This is a genomic window from Microtetraspora sp. AC03309 (genome assembly GCF_020826795.1).
Classification (GTDB): domain Bacteria; phylum Actinomycetota; class Actinomycetes; order Streptosporangiales; family Streptosporangiaceae; genus Microtetraspora; species Microtetraspora glauca.
In genome coordinates this window covers 1-19,506 of the sequence record NZ_JADDIL010000047.1, presented here as the reverse complement: position 1 = coordinate 19,506, position 19,506 = coordinate 1, and the positions used below count along the sequence as shown (strand labels likewise).

The window sequence follows — 19,506 nt, the reverse complement described above, 5'->3', positions numbered from 1 at the left end:
GGTTCTGTGAAGTCGTCGCTGCGCGCCAGGCACCCGTGGCCGGTATTCCTGATCCGGCGGCTGGGGAGGTTCGTCGTCTCGCTGGCGGTCGTCGTCACCGCATCGTTCGCCATGGTCCACGCGCTGCCGGGCGACCCGGTACGCGGAGCCCTGGGCCTGATGGCGCCGCCGGAGACCATCGCGGCCACCCGGGAGCGTCTCGGGCTCAACGACCCGCTGTGGCGGCAGTACCTGGACTATCTCTGGAACCTGCTCCACCTCGACCTCGGTACGTCCCTGGACACCCAGACGCCGGTGCGGGAGAAGATGGCACAGTTGGTGCCCGCGACCCTCCAGCTCGGCCTGACCGCGTTCGTGGTCTGCCTCGCGGTGGCGATACCGGTGGGCCTGCTCCTCGGTATCGCCACCCGGGACGGCCGGGGCCGCGGCCTGCACTTCGGCTTCGGCGGCGTGACCGGGCTTGCGCTCTCCGTGCCGGACTACCTGGTGTCGGTCGGACTCGTGTTCGTCTTCGCCGTCTCCCTCAATGCGCTGCCGGTCGCGGGCTTGTCCGGTCCCGCGTCGTTCGTGCTGCCGGTGACCGCCCTCGTCGTGGGGCCGGCCGCCTACCTGGCGCGGATCGTCCGGGCCGAGACCCAGCGGGTGCTCGGCGAGGACTACATCCGGGCGGCGCGCGCGAAGCGCCTCCCGGCGCGGCTGATCTACCTGCGGCACGCGCTGCCGAACACGCTGACCCCGACGCTGACCGTCTCCGGCATGATCCTCGCGTCGATGGTGGCCGGCACCGTGCTCGTGGAGAACGTGTTCGCCTGGCCCGGCGTCGGCGCCGAGCTCGTGCATTCGGTGCTCGCCAAGGACTACCCGGTCGTCCAGGCGGTCGCGCTCTTCTTCGGCGCCGGCATCCTGCTGATCAACCTCGCGGTCGACATCGCGATCGCCGTCATCGACCCGCGCTCGACGATCAAGGAGAGCTGACGTGTCCTGGTCACGTACCCGCCATCACCTGTCGTCGCCGCTCGGCGTGGTCACGGTCGCCCTGCTGCTGCTCCTGGTCGCGACCGCCGTCGTGGCGCCGCTGCTGCTCGGCGACCGGGCCACGGAGATCGCGGGCGGCGCGCTCCAGGCGGGACCGTCGGCGGCGCACCCGTTCGGCACGGACGCCCTCGGACGCGACGTCCTCACGCGGACGCTGGTGGCCACCCGGCTGTCCCTCGTCCTCGCTCTGCTCGTCGTCGGCATCGGCGTGGCCTGCGGGCTGATCATCGGCACCGTCCCCGTCGTGCTCGGCCGGCGCGCCGGCCGAGCGGTGGTCGCCGTCCTGAACCTGATGGTCGCCTTTCCCGGGCTGCTGCTCGCCCTGTTCCTCGCCATGATCTTCGGAGTGGGGGCGCGCGGCGCTGTGCTGTCGATGGCGATCGCCTTCGCGCCCTCGTTCGCGCGGCTGACCCACACCACCGCCAGCGGTGTCGCGAACGCCGACTACGTCTCCGCCGCGCGACTGCTCCGGGTCCCGCGGTGGCGGATCCTGATTCGCCACGTCATCCCGAACATCTCGGAACCCCTCGTCATCAACGCGACCAGCCAGGTCGGGGCGGCGCTGCTCAGCATATCGGCACTGTCCTACATCGGCTTCGGCGTGCAACCGCCGCAGTACGACTGGGGACGCATGCTCGCCGACGGGCTGCCGGCCATCTACACCAACCCGGCGGCCGCGCTCGCGCCGTCCATCATGATCGTCGTCGCGGGTCTCGCATTCGTCCTCGCCGGCGAGCTGCTGACCCAGGTCCTCGGCGGCAGCCAGCACGGTCACCTCCGGCTCCCGTCCCTCAGGTCCCAGCGCCGGGATACGGCCCCGGCCGAGACGCCGCCACCGGGCGACGAGGTGCTCCGGATCGAGCGCCTGACCGTCACCGTACCCGGCGAGACCGCGCCCTTCTCCCCGGTCGTCGACGTCAGCATGCGCCTTCGCCGCGGCGAGATCGTCGGGCTGGTCGGCGAGTCGGGATCGGGCAAGAGCCTCACCGCCATGGCGGCCGCACAGCTCACCTCGTACCCGAACGTCGCTGAGGCCGACGTGCACCAGATCAAGGGCAACGAGCTGCGGCGGATGCGCCCCCGCGACCGCGAGCGGCTGCTCGGCACCTCGCTCGCGATGGTGTTCCAGGACCCGATGTCGTCGCTGAACCCGACGCTCAAGGTCGGACGCCAGCTCGCCGAGGTCGCGGAAACCCACGAACGCCTCGGCCGCCGGGACGCGTGGCGACGAGCCGTCGACCGCCTCAGCGCAGTGCTGGTCACCGACCCGCAGGCGCGGGCGAAGCAGTACCCGATGGCGTTCTCCGGCGGCATGCGCCAGCGCGCGTCGATCGCGATGGGCCTCATGGCCCAGCCGGCGCTGATCGTCGCCGACGAGCCGACCACCGCCCTCGACGTGACCGTCCAGAAGGAGGTGCTCGGCCTGCTGCGGCGCATCTCCCGGGAGAGCGACGCCGCCGTCCTGCTGATCAGCCACGACATCGCGGTGGTGGCTGAGAACGCGTCCCGGGTCCTGGTCATGTACGCCGGCCGGGTGGTCGAGGAACTGCCGGTCAGCGGGCTCGCCGAGGCCGCGCATCCGTACACCCGCGCGTTGATCGCGAGCATCCCGGACATGTCGACGGACCGGTCGCGGCCGCTCGCGAACATTCCCGGCCGCCCGCCGCACGCCTCTGACCTGCCGCCGGGCTGCGCGTTCGCGCCCCGGTGCGGCCGGGCGGACGACCGATGCCGGCAGGCGCGTCCCGAACTGGCCGACTCGGGCGGTGGCGGCGCCGTCGCCTGCTGGCATCCGCTGCTGCCGGTCCTAGAAAGCGAGGCGTGACGTGCTCGAGCTCCGCGACATAGTTGTCCGGTACGGCCACAATCAGGGCGCCGTGACGGCCGTCGACGAGGTCAGCCTGACCGTGGCGGCCGGCTCGGTCGTCGGGCTCGTCGGCGAGTCGGGGTCCGGCAAGTCGACCCTCGCCCGGGCGGCGGTCGGCCTCGCCCCGCTCACCTCGGGCACGATCCTCTGGAAGGGGGCGGGGCTCGACCCGCGCGGCCGCCCGCCGTTGCAGTACGTGTTCCAGGACCCGTACGCGTCCCTCAACCCGCGGATGAGCGTCGGCGCGTCGATCGCCGAGGGCCTGCCCCGGGCGAGCGGGCGGCGGGAGCGGCCGGCCCGGGTCACCGAGCTGCTCGAGATGGTCCGGCTCGATCCTGGCGACGTCCACAAGCGCCCCCGGCAGCTCTCCGGCGGACAGCGGCAGCGCGTCGCCATCGCCCGCGCCCTCGCCGCCGAGCCCGAGGTCCTGATCGCCGACGAGATCACGTCGGCGCTCGACGTCTCGGTCCAGGGTGCCGTGCTCAACCTGCTCAAGGAGATCCAGACCCGGACCGGTGTCGGGATCCTGTTCATCTCGCACAACCTCGCCGTGGTCCGCTACATGGCCGACTCGATCGCGGTCATGAAGTCCGGCCGGCTCGTCGAGCACGGTACGACGGAGGACGTCATCGAGCGTTCCGCGCACCCGTACACGAAGCAGCTCCTCGAAGCCGTCCCGACCATGACGATGGGTAATGGCCGCTCATAGCTGAGAGTCGATGCCGGACTCGAGGTGTCCAAGCCGTTCCTCATCGACACCTACTCGACGCTCGACCTGGTGGCGGCGGGCGCTGACCCTGCGCCGCCGGGCGTCGTACCACAACCACCGGGTCATCCTCGGCGGGGCCGTCGGTAAGCAGCTCGCCGGCGTAGCCGCCCCCACCGCGACACCGAGCTTGCGCATCTGCATGGCCTCGGTGAGGTGCGGCGTATGGTCCCGCCGGACGAAATCCGCAGCCAGCGGACCGATGCCGGACAACGCGCTCCGCTCGATCAACCCCCAGCCCGTGGAGACCTTCGGCTGTGCGCCTGCCGAGAACTCCGTCCGCGCAGTTCAAGCCGCATGTGAGTATTCGTGAAGGACGCCACCGAGCCGGTCTCGTCGGCGTATGTTCAGGTTGATGATTCGCTCGGGATCCGTGATCGGATCCGGGACGGTACGCAGCGGGGCCGCTTGGGCCAGGGCCTGGTGGGCTCGGTGCTGGTTGTAGAACCGTTCGTACTCGCGCAGGGCGTACCGTAGGTGGCGTTCGTTCCAGATCAGGCAGCGGTCCAGTAGCTCACGGCGGCACGACTGCACCCACCGCTCCATGATCGAATTCATGCGCGGCACCCGGATACCGGTGAGCATGGTCTCGATGCCGGCATCGGACAGGATCTCGTCCATAAGAGCCGGGAACTTGGCGTCCCGGTCTCGGATCAGGTAGCGCGTCCGGCAGCCCGCATCCTCCAGATCCATCACCAGATTCTTGACCGCCTGAATGACCCAGCTCGCGTTCGGGTGCGCGGTGGTGCCCAGCACGCGGACGCGCCTGCTGGCGTGCTCGATGACCGCCAGGATGTACTGGCGCTGCCCGTTCAAAGTGATGGTCTCGATGAAATCGCAGGCCAGCACGGCATCGGCTTGCGAGCGCAGGAATTCGGCCCACGTGGTGGAAGCCCGCTCGGGCGCCGGATCAAGCCTTTGCTGCTTGAGGATCTCCCAGACCGTGGACGGTGCGATCTTGATACCGAGCGTGGTGAGCTCGCCGTGCACTCGCCGATATCCCCACGATGGATTTTCGCGAACCAGGCGCAGGATGAGGACACGGATGGAGCGGACCGTGGGCGGGCGCCCTCGCCGGTTCGGCCGGCAGGTACGAGCATGACGCCGATTCATCAGATCGCGGTGCCAGCGCAAGACGGTATCCGGCCGGACGAGAAGCCGTACCCGGCGCAGGACCTCACGCGGCAGCGATGTCAGCAGCGCGGCCAGGAAAGCCCGATCCTCGGGCGCGAACCTCGCCCTGGTATCGGCGCCGAGCTGCCGTTCAAGGACAGTGATCTGATGGCGCAGGGCGAGAATCTCGACGTCCTTGTCCCGATCGCCCATCGGCAGCAATCGCTGCGCGGCAAAGGCGTTCGTAACGGCGAGATAGGCCAGGCGAAGGAGCACAGCCGATCATCATGCCGCACGCGTCGCCCTCACCTGGAGGCCGGAACTCGCGCACGCCACGCGAAGCCCAACATGGCCGTGACCTGGGCGGATGTCATTGTCGGCAGGCGCAGTGCCGAGCACCGGCCGCGTGCTGGTGGGCACGCACCACCGTGGAGTCGGCGCTGACTGTCCAGTCCTCTCCCTCGGCCTCGTCGCACCCCGCCCGTAGCTCATCCAGGATCCGTTCCCACGTCCCATCCAATGACCAGCGGCGATGCCGGTTGTAGACCGTCTTCCAGTTCCCGTAAGACGGCGGCAGATCCCGCCACACTGTGCCTGTCCGCGTCCGGTGAAAGATCCCGTTGAGCACGGTTCGGTGGTCGTTCCACCGTGCGCCCCACCCCGTGCTCACCGGCAGCAACGGCTCCAGCCGCACCCACTCCTCATCGGTCAGATCATGACGTTTCAGACGCTCCTCATCCACGCCAATGATCTACACCAAGCTGGCACCAAAGATCGCGGGACACGCTCTAGGGCCGTGACCACATACGTTCACCGGGTTAGCGAAAGGCGATCAGCTGATCGAAAAGTCAAACCGGCACCCCTCTACCATGATCTGCGTGATCTCTACTGACGCCATCCTGGCCCAGTTCAACGACGCGGCCGAGAACTACCGCTTTCCCAACCTCGACAACGGCTATGTCTATCCGACCGACACGCGGATGCACCTTATGCGCGACGAGACACGCTGGGCACTTGTCGTCGAACTGGTCGGCTTCAACTACCGTGCCGCCAACCTCGTTGATGTCCTCCACACATTCGGCAACTGCCTCACCTCCGGTAGGCCGGGGACCGACAATAACGACTTCCACGACCGGCTGGACAACGCCGAGCAGGTGAGCGACCCCGAACTCGGCTACGTCGGCGACGTGCCGCTGCAGATCCGTGGGCGGTCCATGGAGGTCGACACTCGCGCGGGGCAGCCAATGTGGGACGTCTGCCGCCTGCTGGTACCCGCCCACCGGGATCTGCTCCTGGCCGATGAGCATGAAGTGCGCTCCCGGGTCCCGTTGGACCTTCCCGTGATCCTGCGCCTGGAGGAGTGGCATCAGGCGGATCTGTTCGAGAACCTTCCGAGCGAAACCGAGACCTTCCGGCAGATCGCTGAGGTCCTCGCTACCGGAGACGCCACTCGATACCGGCCCACCATGCCGCCAAACACCCATTGGTCCAACTGGCCCGAAGCGGGAGAGCTGTGACGAGAGCCGGGATTGGCAACGCGCGCCGAACCCACCCGGGCGCCACGCCTGCAAGCCAGGATCCGGGGAACCTATCCGGTCACCGCACTAGCCCACGGCTTGCGTTCCTCCGCATCTTCCACTCCCTACCTGCAGCCGCAGAGCCCACAGCAATTCCGATTCCGCTCAATACCGAGCTCAGCGAAAGCAGCAGTGACACCGATCGCAGATCGGAAACCCCGAGGAAACACGCGCGGCCCATCTCGTCGTTCCTCGACAAGGTCAGCATCGAGGAAGCCGCCGTGGTCACAACCATTGCCAGGGCGCAAAAGAGTAGACAGACACGAACCATACGGACCAGTGTGATCTTAGGCATCCCCCAGGAGCAAGAGCGGGCTCCGGCGCGGGCCTCAGCTCCGGGATGATCGCCCCGACCAGAGCCAGGGTTCGTAGGCCGGGCATGCGGCCTGGGGGCCGGTTCCGGCCGCCGACAGCTCGGGCCGCCCGCCGTGCACAGCATCCGCCACACCCAAGCCCACCACGAACCCGCCGTCGCCCGGGTCATCTCATGAGATCAACAGGCGCGGGCATCCCCCTCATGGCCTCCAGCACCACACGCTCACCCAGGGGACGGCTGAGCCGTACGATCACCTGCCTGCGGTATCCCACATCCAGGCAATCCCAGCTACTTCCCCTCTCGTGTGGATGCTCCTCTACCACGATCAGGGCCGCATGCGTAGACTCGACGGCTCGCGCGGTGTAGTCCGCGCCGCAAGGCCCAGTGGTCTTCCCACCAGTGAACTCGGCGGTGAGCGTCTGTCCGTCCCGGTGAACGGTCACTTTCTTGACGGACGGAGCGCCAAGAAGGGGGCCGTACCCATCCCGCCGCAGAGGTAGAGGTGTCGGAGTAGCCCCCGCACCGTCCCTTGCGAACCCCCGTTCATAACTCTCAAGAGCCTGCCGTATGTGCCCATCAAGCTGCCGGGCGCCCTCGGTCGTGATCCACCACAGCAGCCCCGCCAAGACCAGAGCGACGACAGCCGCGACAAGCAGGACCCAGCGTGTACGAGTCATGATCGTGAGACGCCGCTCATATGGCGCTGGTTCACGCGCATCGCATCGGCCCCGCCGCTCGTCATCCATCAAATATGCCTCCGGCGGGGGCCTCGGCTCCGGGATGATCGCCCGCGCACGAGCCATGTCCGTAGCTGGCTGAGGTTGAAGCCTGATCGTCCCGCCTGCCACGACCCAGGCAAGCCCAGCAGACCGACTCCTACGGCTCAAGCCCGTCTGTGATCGTTGGCGTCCGATGATCGAGGAACGGCTATCGGCATGATCATGCACAGTGAACGCTCGAGCGTCGAACCGCAGATCAGCCGCGTTGCCGAGTTTCTGGCACCCACAGGCACCCTGCAACGCAGCGCATGGACGAACACCGATTGGCCAAGAATCGAGAGATGGGCGGCAGAGGCCAACATCCCCATCAGCTCCCCTTAGCGATCACGCCAGTCAACCCTGGGCTTGATTCGGTTCGACGGACACCACTGATGTAGTGGATCAGGCCGCGAGGGCCTAAGGTGTTCACCAAAAGCATCAGGCCGCGAGGGCCTCGCCGACACGCTGCGGCGGACGCTGCCGGAACGGCAGGCGGACGCACTCCGTCCACCACCCAGGTGGGTGGCGCGGGAGTGGCCCGTAAAGTGTCGCTAATCAAGGCTGAGATTGTCACTCTCCGTTCTATGGGAGCCCGGAGGTGAGATCCCCCCGAGCCACCCGGCGGGACCGGCTGGCTCGGATTCATGCTAGGGAACCCAACCATCGACAGCTGAAGTTAAAGCCAGTTTTCGCCATGCACGATGAAGTGTCGAATCGCGGTGAGCGTCCGGTACCGGATGTCGTCGCCGTTGTCGTGGCTCAGCTGGGTGGCGGCCGCGCCGTCCAGCGCTTTCGACGAGGCCGTTTCCGGATCGGAGTACAGCGCCCCCCGCAGGGCTTCGACCGCCTGTCGCTCCAGAAGAAGGCGCCCGAAGACGGTGTCATGGCCTGGATTGAAGGGGGCACCTCGCGCGTCACGCTGATGGGCCGCCTGCGCCTGCTTCAGCAGTTGATCGGCCATCAGCGCGAGCTCGGCGTCGAGCGCCCTACCTCTAGTTCCGCGCTCACCCGTCGTGATCAGGTTCATCGCCTTGTCGACCACGTCTCCACGGATGCCAGTGCTCCTTACCGCCATCTCGGCGGCGATCCGGATAATCTCGGGAAGCTTGTCGTGGTCAGGCTGGGCGGCGATGGCCGCGACACGAGGGTCGGCAGCGACCAGGGCACGCATCCGCGCGTCCAGGAACAGCTCAGGTCGTCTGCTATGGGGGGCGGTACGGCTGAGCAGGTGCGGTCGTGCCAGCCAATCCCTGTGGACGCGAATGCCTGAAAGGCGCTCTCCAAGCGCGAAAGCGACGGCCATCCAGTCCTCCCGCCACTGCGTCTCCGTGACCGGCAAAGAGCGCAACCACTCTGACACAGCGTCGGGGTCGTCACCGCTGGCAGCGAACAGTTCCAGCGGGTCGAAGGTGGCCACGATGCGACCGCCGACCGCCGACGTAACCGATACCTGGAGATTGATTGTCCAGTAGAGGCTGAGCGCCTCACCACCCGCGGCCGTCAGGTCTCGCAACAACGCGCTATCGGTCCCCAAACACGACAGCGGCTCGACCACGACCACGCCGCCGTCGTGTGCGGCGGCAAGCAGCACCCCACTGAGCCCGTCGTAGTCCTCTCCGTCATCGCCGTCCGCTTCCGCGCCGTTGTCATCGTCGTCACCCCAAGCCGCGGCGTACACCTGAGCCCATGTCGCCTCGATGGCCTGTTCTGGATCAGCGCCGAACTCCCTCAACACGTCCTCAACGGCGACGCCCCTGATCCAAGTTATGCACACCGGATCGGCGAAGAGCCGATCGGCGTCAGAGTAGAAGGCGAGAGCCTCGTTCATCGTTCCTCGAGTGGCTGGCAGGCATGCATCTCGTTCGGCGTTGCCGGGGCAGGCTTGCCCCGGCAACGCCGTCGAACATCATCTGATCCTAATTGATCACCACGGACCGATAGGGGTGTCGACCCCATCGATACCGCAGCCTCTGAGATCGAGAATCTCCTCAGGGAAGATTGCTTCGGTGGCCACGATTCCGGGAGCCCCGCTTGCGGGCCGCGTGTGCCCCTTCTGAATCACATCGACCCAGAACGGACTCCGCTCTCTGATCCGGTGCCGTTGGTAGAAGACCGACAGCCGTGAACCGGAAGAGCAGTTGTCACTCTCGTGCATGATCTTCACGGAGAAGTGCGGCCCTGAACCCGCCCCTTCAAGCGTGGTGGCGAACGGATACTCGTCGCAGCTTTCCGGGCGCGTATACGCTCTTTGAGCCAGACAAGCCGGAATGGCTACGTCGCGATTCTTCTTGTGTATGGCCGTATCCCGGGTCCGATGCAGACAGCCCCCTGGCTGTGTGCCAATTCGGGCGCAACCGTAGTTGTTGACGTTCCAGGCGCCGGGAACCTTCTTGACCACTCCGGCCGGAGGAACAGGAAGAGTCGCCCCGGGATTATATAGCGAGTTGTAAATATTCTCGACGCTCTTCTCGACCGACTTCTTTCCCTTCTCATTAGCGTCGAGAATGAAGATAGGTGCCACGGAACCGACGATACAGCCACCTGTATAGGCCGTAATCCAGTCCGCGCTGTCGCAGACGAAAGACTGGGTGTATTTCTTGTCTCTGAAGAACGGGTTCAGGTACCACATCCGATCCGTCAGGTCGGGATTGGAAGTGAAGTTGACGTAGGGCTCGACGCTACATGTGCCGACCTTGTCGCCGTGCGGAAGTCCATCCCACGGAATGCCCAACGTGAACTCGAAGTCGCCGCCGTCCCGCCAGTTGGTGACCAACGCCTCCCTGCCGTGCGGCGCCAACCTGGTGACACCGTCCTCCACATAGGTGGCCCGGCAGTTGAGCCCGTTCTGACCGAGCGCGATGCGCAACTTGCGGTCGGTCCAGTCGGGGTCGACAAACTTGACCTTGTCCAGCCGCGCCCAGACCTTGACCTGCCGACTGTCCACGCCTGCCTTGGCATCCCGCGCCTGGGTGTTGCCGTGTGCCTTGCCTACGTAGGTGTGGAAGACCAGTGTCAGACGGCCGTACCACTTGGCAATCTCGAAGAGATCGTTCTCGTCCTCCAGGTCGTTGTCTTCCTCCCTCTCGCCGATCCACATGGCGTAGCACATGTTGTAGGAGTTCTTGTAGTAAAAGGCCCGCCTGATCGGGCCGAGCAGTGAGGCCTCCCACGCGGGGCGCTCGGGAGTGCCAACAGCCGTCGCGCAGTCCTCGTGAGTGAGACGGTTGTAGGGGAACTTCCTAGACCGCGCCAACATGGTGACCTGCCGGAGAGTCGCGGTGCTCTCAGGACTCGCGGCCACCGGGTCGGTGAACCCGTAGAGTCTGCTCACCTCCACCTGCGGAAGCGCTGTCTGAAGAGCGTGGACCTCATCGAGGTCGCCGCGCATGCTCGTGCCGAGGGTCAGCGGGCTCTCCGCGTTCCAGGCAGGGAAGCTGATTGGCTCTGATTTGACCACATCACCGTTCAAGTAGAGCGTGGCCGTCTTTGCCGTGGCGTCGTAGACACCGGCGAGATGGAACCATTCGTTCACCGGCGGTTCAACGTCCGACAACACGCCCTCCGTCGGCGCGTCGGCCCCATCGGCGCTGGTGAATGTGAACACCAGACCACGGTCGGGATCGTTGCCGAGGCGGAACGGTGCGGTGTGGGTGCCCTTCTGCTCGATGACCGTGTACGCGCCGTCCTTGTCACTCCAACGCAGCCAGGCAGCGACGGTGAAGCTCTGGTCGGTGCGGATCACCGGTCCGGTGGTCTGCGCCAGAGGTTCCTCGCCGGGCTGGGTGACGTCGACGGTGACCTGCTGCCAGTCCGACCAGGCCGAGGTAACCTGCTCGGCGACCGCGCGCAAGCGCCAGCGCACCTTCCACCCGTCGGCCAGTTCCCCCGCCGGGACCGTGAGGCTGGCCTGGGTGCCGGAGGCGACGTCGTCCACGCTCCCGGTCCAGATCTGGCCGCTCCCCTGTCCCTGCGGTGCGGTCGGGTCGTGCTCGATCTCGGCCTCAGCTCGCAGTGTTTGGCCGGTCGGATGGGTGACGGTGGCCTCCAGCATGGGCGTGAGCGTGGTGGTCACTGTCACGCCGTCCACCACCTTCGACGGGGTGATGGCCAGGCCGGTAGCGGTGGGCTTGGGCAGGCTGACAGTGAAGGACTGCCAGTCCGACCAGGCAGAGGAAGCAGCCGCTGAGACAGCGCGGACACGCCAGCGGACTAGCCACCCATCGGTCAGCTTCCCGGACGGGACCGTCACACTCGACTGGGTGCCGCCGGGCGGACTATAAGCCGCACTCGGCGTAGAACCTCGCGGGGCAGCGACGCCAGAAGGGCGGCGAGAAGGGCCCGGTCTTCGGGGGCGAACCTTACCCTGGCGCCGACGCCGAGTTGCAAGGACGGTGATCTGGTGACGTAGTGCGAGAATCTCGGCATCCTTGTCCCGGTCGCCCATCGGAAGCAGCCGCAGTGCGGCGAAGGCGTTCGTGACGGTCAGATAGGCCAGGCGAAAGAGCACGCGTGATCATTCTGCCGCGATCGGGGTCCTTCTGGCAGCCGGAGCGGGCGCACACCAAGAGAAGTCGGCAAGCCGGATTACCTGCGCGGATGCCATGTCGGCAGGCGCAGCATCGCTCCCGACGCCTGAGGTCAACGACAAGGGATAGGTGTCTGTCACCGCCACACCTATTTTTGTCAATCTGACAAAAAACTAGCCTCGCCGCATGACCGATGAGCAATGGACACCTCCCGTCGTTCTGCTTGCCGTCGACTTGGTGATCTTGACCTTGCGTGAGTCACGCCTGCAGATACTGCTCGTCGAGCGCGGGATCGAGCCGTACAAGGGTGCGCTGGCGCTGCCAGGCGGTTTCCTTCAGCACTCCGAAGAGAGCATCACCGCCGCGGCTCACCGAGAGCTTTCGGAGGAGGCCGACATGGACGTCGCGTCCCTCACCCTGGAGCAGTTGGGCGTATACGGCGATCCAGGTCGCGATCCGCGCGGCCGGGTGGTGTCCGTTGCCTATCTGGCCATCGCTCCGTGGTTGCCCGAGCCGACGGCCGGAACGGACGCCGCCAACGCCGAATGGCAGCCGGTCGATCGAGTGCTTTCCGGAGAGTTGGAGCTCGCCTTCGACCATCGGCGGATCGTGGCGGACGGCGTCGAGCGCGCCCGCGTCAAGCTCGAACATTCCGCGCTCGCGACAGCCTTCTGCGGGCCCACCTTCACGATCACCGATCTTCAGGAGGTGTACGAGGCGGTTTGGGGGATCCGGCTCGACCCCAGGAATTTCTATCGCAAGGTCCAGAAGACCGGCGGATTCATCGTCGCGGCCGGTTCGGAGCGGAAGTCCGCGACCGGGCGGCCGGCACGGCTGTTCAAAGCAGGCCCGCGCAAGGTCTTGTATCCGCCGATGGTCCGTCCCACCGAGTTATCGACACACAAGGAGCAGCAGTGAACCACCGACCGATCGTGATTCTCACAGCACTGGACCTGGAATACCAGGCGATCCGGGAGAAGTTGGTCGACCCGCGCCTGCACCGGCACCAGCAGGGCACCCGCTTCGAGGTCGGCCGTCTCGTGGACAGCCGGTGCCGAGTGGCGCTGGCGCACGTCGGCAAGGGCAATCAGTCAGCGGCGGTCCTGACCGAACGCGCCATCGCCGAGTTCGCCCCCGCCGCCCTGCTCTTTGTGGGAGTGGCGGGTGCCCTGCACTCCCACATCTCCCTCGGAGATGTGGTCGTGGCGACGCACGTCTACGCGTTCCACGGTGGGACAAGCGAGGACGACGGGTTCAAGAGCCGCCCCCGAGTCTGGGAGACATCGCACGCCGCCGACCAGATCGCCCGGCACATCGCGCGTACCGGCTCGTGGATACGTGATCTCCCTGTTCGCGGCCATACGCCGGAAGTCCACTTCGGGCCGATCGCCGCCGGCGAAGTGGTCCTGAATTCCCGACTTTCCGCACACGCTCGGTGGATCCGCGACCACTACAACGACGCCCTGGCGATCGAGATGGAAGGCGCCGGTGTGGTGCAGGCCGGACACCTCAACGGGGCGCTGCCGGTGGTCGTGATACGGGGCATCAGCGACCGGGCCGACGGCACCAAGGAGACCATGGACCGCGAGCAGTGGCAGCCGCGAGCAGTGGCCAACGCGGCCGCTTTCGCCGCGGTTCTGGCCAAAGAACTGGCCTTCGAGAAGCAGGACAGCGGCCAGCCCATGGCAGCGGAGACGACGAGGACCTTGCCCATGCACGAGACGACCCGGAACATCGCACAGGGGAACGCAAGGGTGGGAGTCCAGGCCGGCACCGTGCACGGCGGCATCCGCATCACCCTAGAGCCGAACGCCCCGACGACCGATCTCGAGGAGGCGCTCGCCGGCTTCCGCGCCCAGCTCCAGCGCACACGAACCGCCGGACACCTGGACGAAGACACCTACGCGGCGGCGGAGGCAGAACTTAACGCGGCCGACGAGGCACTGAAGACCAACACGCCGCAAAACCGGGGCAAGCTGGTGCTGGCGCTCAAGAAGGTACGCGGGCTCATCGGCGACGTAGCCGAGCTGGCTGGGGAACTTGCGGTCATCATCGCCTTAGCCCAGGGGCTGTCATGAGTACGTTCGACAACACCGCAACTAATATCGCCCGGGATTCCGCCTACGTCGGAGTCCAGGCGGGCGTTGTACACGGCGACATCTACACCTATACGACGTCCCCAAACGCCTCCCCGGCGGAGAAGTTCGAGACGGGTGTCCACTTCCTCGAGAGCGGTGCCTCGGGGCGGGCCTGGGAGCTCATCAGCGAAGCCGTCGCGACCGGGCACCTCACCAACAGAGCCTGCTTCTACTGGCTGCTCGCTCTGATGAGCGGCAGAACCCGGCTCGAACTGTCCAAGGAAGAGGCAGCCCAGCTGCGGAATGCTCCGAACACCCTCCGGCTCACCGGCGATGACCCATGGGCGGATGGCGTGAGGATGGTTCACCGTCTGTTGGCGTGCGCGGAGAAACGCGACGCGGATCTCCGCCTCCTGTTCAAAGAGTTCGACGAACTCGGCTCTTCTCAGCGTTTCCTCATTCTCCGGCACCTGGAACTGTTCCTGGACGGATCGTTCAAGGAGCAGATGTGGCACCGCGCCGTCAGCCAGGCTGAGCTCGGCCGGACAGCCGGCGAGCGGGGAGACCGGGTCTGGAAGTTCTTCCAGCCGGATCCGCTTCCCCCTCGGGAGCGCAAACCACGGCCGGCCGCGATTCCCTTCACCACCTGGCTCCAGGCCGTGACGGCGACGGCGGTTTTCGGCGCCGCGGCGATCCACATCGGTTTCCTGCTGGTGCAGGGAGGCCGGATCTCCGCACTCCTCCCCTACCTTCTGAGCATCGCCGGCGGCTATTTCGGCGCGCGCAACACTGTGGAATGGCGCTTCCGCACAGCGCGACGCCGCGCCAAGGACCGGGAGTATGCGACGCCTCATCTGCGCTGGAGCGCTCCATCCGACGGTTTCGCCAGCAAAGTGGATCAACGTTTCGATTACTACTTCGCCAAATACGTCCCGCGGGGCGCGAACCGCGACATATGGCTGGCTGCGACGGCGGGGATCCGCGGGAGCATCCGCGACGAGATAGTCGAGGTGTACCGGGAGACAAGAGTCGGCGTCGAGAAGATCGCCTGGCTGATCCGTTACCGGGCCGGCGACGTCAGGCGACGCTGGGAGACAGGCACGCTGTGGAGCTACCGCAGGGAACTCGCCACGCCTACGCCCACCAAAGCCGCAGCAGTCTTCGGGATCACCGTGCTCCTCGGCGGGGGGATCTGGGCGGCTGGCAGTGCGGTACTGGTCACTCCCCTGAGCGGGGCGCGTTCCTCGTTGCTCGCGCTGGCAGGCGGCTGGATCGCCGCCCGTGCCTGGCTACGCATCGCCCTGGAGCGTCGCCGAGCCGCGGCTGACAAGTCCGAAAGCGACCAGGTACTGAAGGACAGCAAGGCGGCCTTCGCCCGATGGCAGGCGAAGCTGGCTGACAAGCCCAAAGACCGGGAAATGGCCGACTGGCTGGACTGCGACCGGAAAGTGCTGCTGAGCGAGGCACTACAGCACTACAAGCTGACCATGAGCAACGTCATCGCCCACGCCTTCATCGAAGCGCCCGCCGCGTCGAGCAAGCGTGCGCGAGTGCGGAACGGCCCCTGGCGTTACCTGAGGTACCAGATCCTCATCTTCGTCCTCACTCAAGATGGAGTGCGTCAGCTCACCGTCACCCTCGATTTCGAACGAGGCACCTTTCACGCCCGGCAGCGGGCCAACTACCGGTTCGAGGCGATCGCGGCCCTACGAGTGCGCCAGGCGGACAACGATGAACGGACCTTCGAACTCGCGCTCGTCAACGGGCAAGAAATCCGCGTTCGGGTCAGCCCGGACGCGGAGGAGATCCAACAGGGGGAGCATCCTGGAGCGGTATCTGATGTAACGCTGGACGCCGCAGGTCTTCGCCACACCTTGCACGTGTTGGAAGGGATCGCCGCAGAAGGGAAGGAATGGATTCTGCAGGAACGCCGGCGCGGACAGGACCGTACACGAAACCTCACGGACGACATGCAGGCCCCCGAGTCCTGACCATAGGCGACACCGCCTCCCTCCTCACAGAACGCCGAGTGGGCTCGGCGATTGCTCGATAGTTGGTTCAGCTATTGCCGGGATGGTTGCTCGGCGGTTGCTCGTGTGTACGCGGCACGGGGTGAAATGGGCCGTCATAGCTTGGCACGTCCGCATGGACAACAACGGACGGAATGATAGAAACTGGCACACCGAGGCACAGGGCGGCATTGATCAAGGCGACTCATAATCCGTGGGTCGTGGGTTCAAGTCCCACCCGCCCTACTTATAAGTACGCCCCCTGACCTGCGGTTTCTCGATTCGCTGCGGTCTTGGACCGAGTAGAAGACGGCCGATGGCTGCTCGTTGGCTGCTCTTGGGCACGGTCCGGGCACGCGGTAGATCGTTTGGACTGCGCCTGCCGATAATTACATCCGCCCACGTCATGACCCTGCAAGGGCTTCGCGTGGCGGCGCGAGTTCCGGCGACCCAGGAGACGGAACCAAGTGCGGCATGATGATCGGCCGTGCTCCTTCGCCTGGCCTATCTCACCGTCACGAACACTTTCGCCGCGCTGCGGTTGCTACCCATGAGCGATCGGGACAAGGACGTCGAGATACTTGCCCTGCGTCACCAGATCACCGTGCTTGAACGCCAACTCGGCGCCGACGCCAGGGTGAGATTCGCGCCCGAGGACCGCGCCTTTCTGGCCGCCCTGCTGACCTCGCTGCCCCGCAAGGCCCTGCGCCGACTGCGGCTCCTCGTCCGGCCGGACACCGTCCTGCGTTGGCACCGCGATCTGATGAAACGGCGCCATGTTCGTACCTGCAGGCCGAAGCGGCCCGGGCGCCCGCCCACGGCTCGCTCCACCCGCGCTCTCATCCTGCGTCTGGTCCGGGAGAATCCGGGCTGGGGCTATCGGCGGGTGCACGGGGAACTCGCCACGCTCGGCATCAAGGTCGCACCGTCCACGGTATGGGAGATCCTCAAACAGGAAGGCCACCTGCGGCACGCCCTACGCGAGTACGAACAGTTCTACAACCAGCACCGAGCCCACCAAGCCCTGAACCAAGCCGCCCCACTGCGTACCGTCCCCGATCCGATCATGGACCCCGGGCGAATCACCGACCTAAACGTACGCCGACGAGACCGGCTCGGCCGCGTTCTCCACGAGTACTCACATGCGGCTTGAACTGCATGGATAGAGTTTTCGGCAGGCGCACAGCTGGTCACCACATTCGATCTGTACTCCTACTCCTACCGCTGGGGTTTTGATCCCGACCGGCTCCAGGCGGACGTCGAAGCCCTCGACATGAATATCGACGGCAACCGACCCGAGTTCCCCGATAATCCCATCGCCCGGGCCCTCGCCCTTGCCGAACGGGCCACGGGCGTCCACCTGTCCCCCGCCCGCTACGCCGACCCCGCCGTGATCGGACCCACCGACCACCTTGACCCTTACCGATGACGATCCGCTATGAAGATCCTGAACACGCGTGGAGCGTCATTGTCTCCACGCAAGATCCGGCACAGGGCATCTGGTCCCTGCTCAAACGTGGCGTCCTGGCCAATCTCGCCGCCGCTGACCATCACAACGGGAGTCGACACTACGAATTGAAGATCAGTATCGCGGCCGGGTCGTTGGTCGGCCAGCGCTCAAGCATTCCCCGGAGTACGTCAATTCCTGCGTTTGTAGGCGTTGACGGCTACCTTAATGCCCTCCTTGGCATCGTCTGCGTTGAAAGAGTTTACGATCCTGATATTCAGGTCCGGACGTTCCTCGTAGTCGTCGTACTCACTGTTTAAGTCCCACTTCCCGAACTTCTGTATCGTCTCCAGATTCTTGATCATCTGTGCGAACCCGGCCTCGACGTGCTTGTTGCCCCACCAGGCTCCGTTACAGGCGGCGCGCTCAGTGAACACCCAGTCGATGACATAGACGCTGGGCCACTCTTCAGACTCCTTCAGCTCCGTGAAGTAATCCCCGTGAACGAAGACGTACTCGGAGTGGCTGTAGTTGATCCTAACCAGCTTGCCCTGCAGGTTCACCTCCGTGTAGACGCCGGCACCAGTGCTGGCCTCGGTGTGCTGGCGGAAAGGCTCATAGCCACGCGTGGTCGCGTCACGCAGCGTGAAGTGAAAAGTGGCGACGTTGGAGGTGCGGGGCACTTGGCGCTCGATGCGATACTGCATCGCCTTCAGCGTGCGCGGATCGATGCCGTACTGGTTTGCAGGGATGGTTTCGAGCTCCATGGCTGCTCCCTCTCGTGGGGTCATCACCTCGCACGCTACGTGCTACTGGGGGGCCCGTCGAGGTTGGGTCCACAATGGCGAAGTCATCTAAGGGCGGCAATCCCGTAGTGATTCCATGCCTCGGAACGCTTCAAACAAGATCACTAAGCCTGGATGCACCGATCCGAATCCGACCTGAATGCCGTGAAATGAAGGGAGGTGCCCTCCGACCTGGAATGATGGGAGTTCTCTGCGCTTCCAGCACCCACAGGCGAAGGACACCTCATAAGTACGATTGTTTCACGCCCCCGAAAAGACCCACGCAATCTTCGACGACGAGCACGTGATCACGACACGGCACTAGCAGGAACGGACTGGCGATAATCTCTTGGTGGCGGAATAGAGACCCGCCGATCCAGGACTGCCGTTTGAATAGGTCCAGGTTGCCCAGGCATACGTAATATATTTGTAGCAGACTCTTTCTGGGATAGGATGTATCCACTTCTGAACGTAACCGGACCGCGAGACGGACACGGTTCCCCAGGAGGTGGACTTCTTGTCCGCTACATACCACCCACTCTTGTACTGGTACAGCTTCACGCCAACGCGGACGTTGCGCACCCGCCCCCTGCAGCTCGCGGAGTTGGTGGCCACGACGCTGTAGTTCTTTTCCACACGTGGGGTGAAGGGCACGACTGAGCAGCCTGACTTCGCTGCCATAGCCCTCGTCGCTGTCTGCGTCGGCGTGGCTGCATTCGCCGATGCACCGAAGAACCCGATGGCGAGGGCGCCGGCTGTGAGGACCGACGCCATTCTTGTCCTCTTCACTTGCTTTCCTCCGTGGGTCTGGTCTGCACCTGGTTCGAATGCGTGGATTGCCGTAAGCAGGGCGTCACGACCGCCCTGTCGGGGAGATCCTCTACGGCAAACTACGCATCCGTTGTCGTTTCTTCAGATGCCTCCTGAGGAACTCCGGTCCGGCGTCCTCGGTCCGAACTTTTCGCGGCCTCCTCTGGGGCAGCGTGGCACGCCCCGAGGTTCAGCGATAGGCCCAAGAAAGGCGACGGGATAACCACCGACCCGGCTGGCACCACGACGTACACGCGTGATCACGGACCCCCTCACGCGGGGCGCCTCAGACCGACGACGGTGCCCGGTACCGGCCAGGCGGTCCGGGTCACGGTCGTCACGGGGGAAGAGGGAGCAATGCTTGAAACCTGTGGATCTGACGGGAAGGGGTGTACCTTCCCGAATCTGATCAGGTATCT

At 65.6% G+C, this 19,506-nt stretch carries 13 protein-coding genes and 1 pseudogene; 9 read left to right on the top strand and 5 right to left on the bottom strand.

Going from position 1 to position 19,506, the window contains the following annotated elements:
• Positions 1-6: 6 nt before the first annotated feature.
• From IMZ11_RS25500 to IMZ11_RS25490, 3 genes are read left to right on the top strand one after another with little or no spacing between them, the layout of a single operon-like run.
• The gene (locus tag IMZ11_RS25500; RefSeq protein ID WP_037936595.1) at positions 7-975 is read left to right on the top strand and encodes an ABC transporter permease; all 969 of its coding nucleotides are present in this window, start codon (positions 7-9) and stop codon (positions 973-975) included.
• 1 nt (position 976) lies between these two features.
• Positions 977-2,860, top strand: coding sequence for a dipeptide/oligopeptide/nickel ABC transporter permease/ATP-binding protein (locus tag IMZ11_RS25495; RefSeq protein ID WP_228644879.1), 1,884 nt, complete (start codon positions 977-979; stop codon positions 2,858-2,860).
• Position 2,861: 1 nt separating this feature from the next.
• Positions 2,862-3,611, top strand: a complete 750-nt coding sequence (locus tag IMZ11_RS25490) for an ABC transporter ATP-binding protein (RefSeq protein ID WP_228644877.1) — start codon at positions 2,862-2,864, stop codon at positions 3,609-3,611.
• A gap of 345 nt (positions 3,612-3,956) precedes the next feature.
• Here the strand turns inward: IMZ11_RS25490 and IMZ11_RS46310 are convergent, their stop codons facing one another.
• The gene (locus IMZ11_RS46310; protein WP_228644875.1) at positions 3,957-5,057 is read right to left on the bottom strand and encodes an integrase core domain-containing protein; all 1,101 of its coding nucleotides are present in this window, start codon (positions 5,055-5,057) and stop codon (positions 3,957-3,959) included.
• A gap of 115 nt (positions 5,058-5,172) precedes the next feature.
• Positions 5,173-5,508 (bottom strand): annotated as a pseudogene (locus IMZ11_RS25480) (IS5 family transposase); the annotation flags it as partial.
• Between the two features lie 151 nt (positions 5,509-5,659).
• Here IMZ11_RS25480 and IMZ11_RS25475 point away from each other — a divergent pair.
• Positions 5,660-6,298, top strand: a complete 639-nt coding sequence (locus IMZ11_RS25475; protein WP_228644873.1) for a hypothetical protein — start codon at positions 5,660-5,662, stop codon at positions 6,296-6,298.
• A gap of 1,810 nt (positions 6,299-8,108) precedes the next feature.
• Here the strand turns inward: IMZ11_RS25475 and IMZ11_RS25470 are convergent.
• Together IMZ11_RS25470 and IMZ11_RS25465 are read right to left on the bottom strand one after the other, a co-directional pair.
• On the bottom strand, positions 8,109-9,260 hold the full coding sequence (locus IMZ11_RS25470; RefSeq protein WP_228644871.1) for a DUF6461 domain-containing protein: 1,152 nt from the start codon (positions 9,258-9,260) through the stop codon (positions 8,109-8,111).
• Positions 9,261-9,356: 96 nt separating this feature from the next.
• Positions 9,357-11,939, bottom strand: coding sequence for a LamG-like jellyroll fold domain-containing protein (locus tag IMZ11_RS25465; protein ID WP_228644870.1), 2,583 nt, complete (start codon positions 11,937-11,939; stop codon positions 9,357-9,359).
• A gap of 205 nt (positions 11,940-12,144) precedes the next feature.
• On the opposite strand from IMZ11_RS25465, the gene IMZ11_RS25460 reads away from it, so the two are divergent.
• The 5 genes from IMZ11_RS25460 to IMZ11_RS25440 all read left to right on the top strand — a co-directional run bounded on the left by IMZ11_RS25460 (position 12,145) and on the right by IMZ11_RS25440 (position 17,474).
• Positions 12,145-12,876 (top strand): NUDIX domain-containing protein, encoded by a 732-nt coding sequence (locus tag IMZ11_RS25460; protein ID WP_228644868.1) that lies wholly within the window; start codon positions 12,145-12,147, stop codon positions 12,874-12,876.
• Complete coding sequence (locus tag IMZ11_RS25455) at positions 12,873-14,036, top strand: 5'-methylthioadenosine/S-adenosylhomocysteine nucleosidase (protein ID WP_228644866.1); 1,164 nt, start codon at positions 12,873-12,875, stop codon at positions 14,034-14,036. The genes IMZ11_RS25460 and IMZ11_RS25455 overlap by 4 nt, the downstream gene beginning before the upstream one ends.
• Positions 14,033-16,027, top strand: a complete 1,995-nt coding sequence (locus IMZ11_RS25450; RefSeq protein ID WP_228644864.1) for a hypothetical protein — start codon at positions 14,033-14,035, stop codon at positions 16,025-16,027. Before IMZ11_RS25455 ends, IMZ11_RS25450 begins: the two co-directional genes overlap by 4 nt.
• 505 nt (positions 16,028-16,532) lie before the next feature.
• The gene (locus tag IMZ11_RS25445) at positions 16,533-17,198 is read left to right on the top strand and encodes a helix-turn-helix domain-containing protein (protein ID WP_228644863.1); all 666 of its coding nucleotides are present in this window, start codon (positions 16,533-16,535) and stop codon (positions 17,196-17,198) included.
• Positions 17,199-17,207: 9 nt separating this feature from the next.
• Entirely contained in the window at positions 17,208-17,474 is a 267-nt protein-coding gene (locus IMZ11_RS25440) for a DUF6461 domain-containing protein (protein WP_228644952.1), read from the top strand.
• A gap of 209 nt (positions 17,475-17,683) precedes the next feature.
• Here IMZ11_RS25440 and IMZ11_RS25435 read toward each other — a convergent pair whose 3' ends face one another.
• On the bottom strand, positions 17,684-18,259 hold the full coding sequence (locus tag IMZ11_RS25435; protein WP_228644862.1) for a hypothetical protein: 576 nt from the start codon (positions 18,257-18,259) through the stop codon (positions 17,684-17,686).
• Positions 18,260-19,506 lie beyond the last annotated feature (1,247 nt).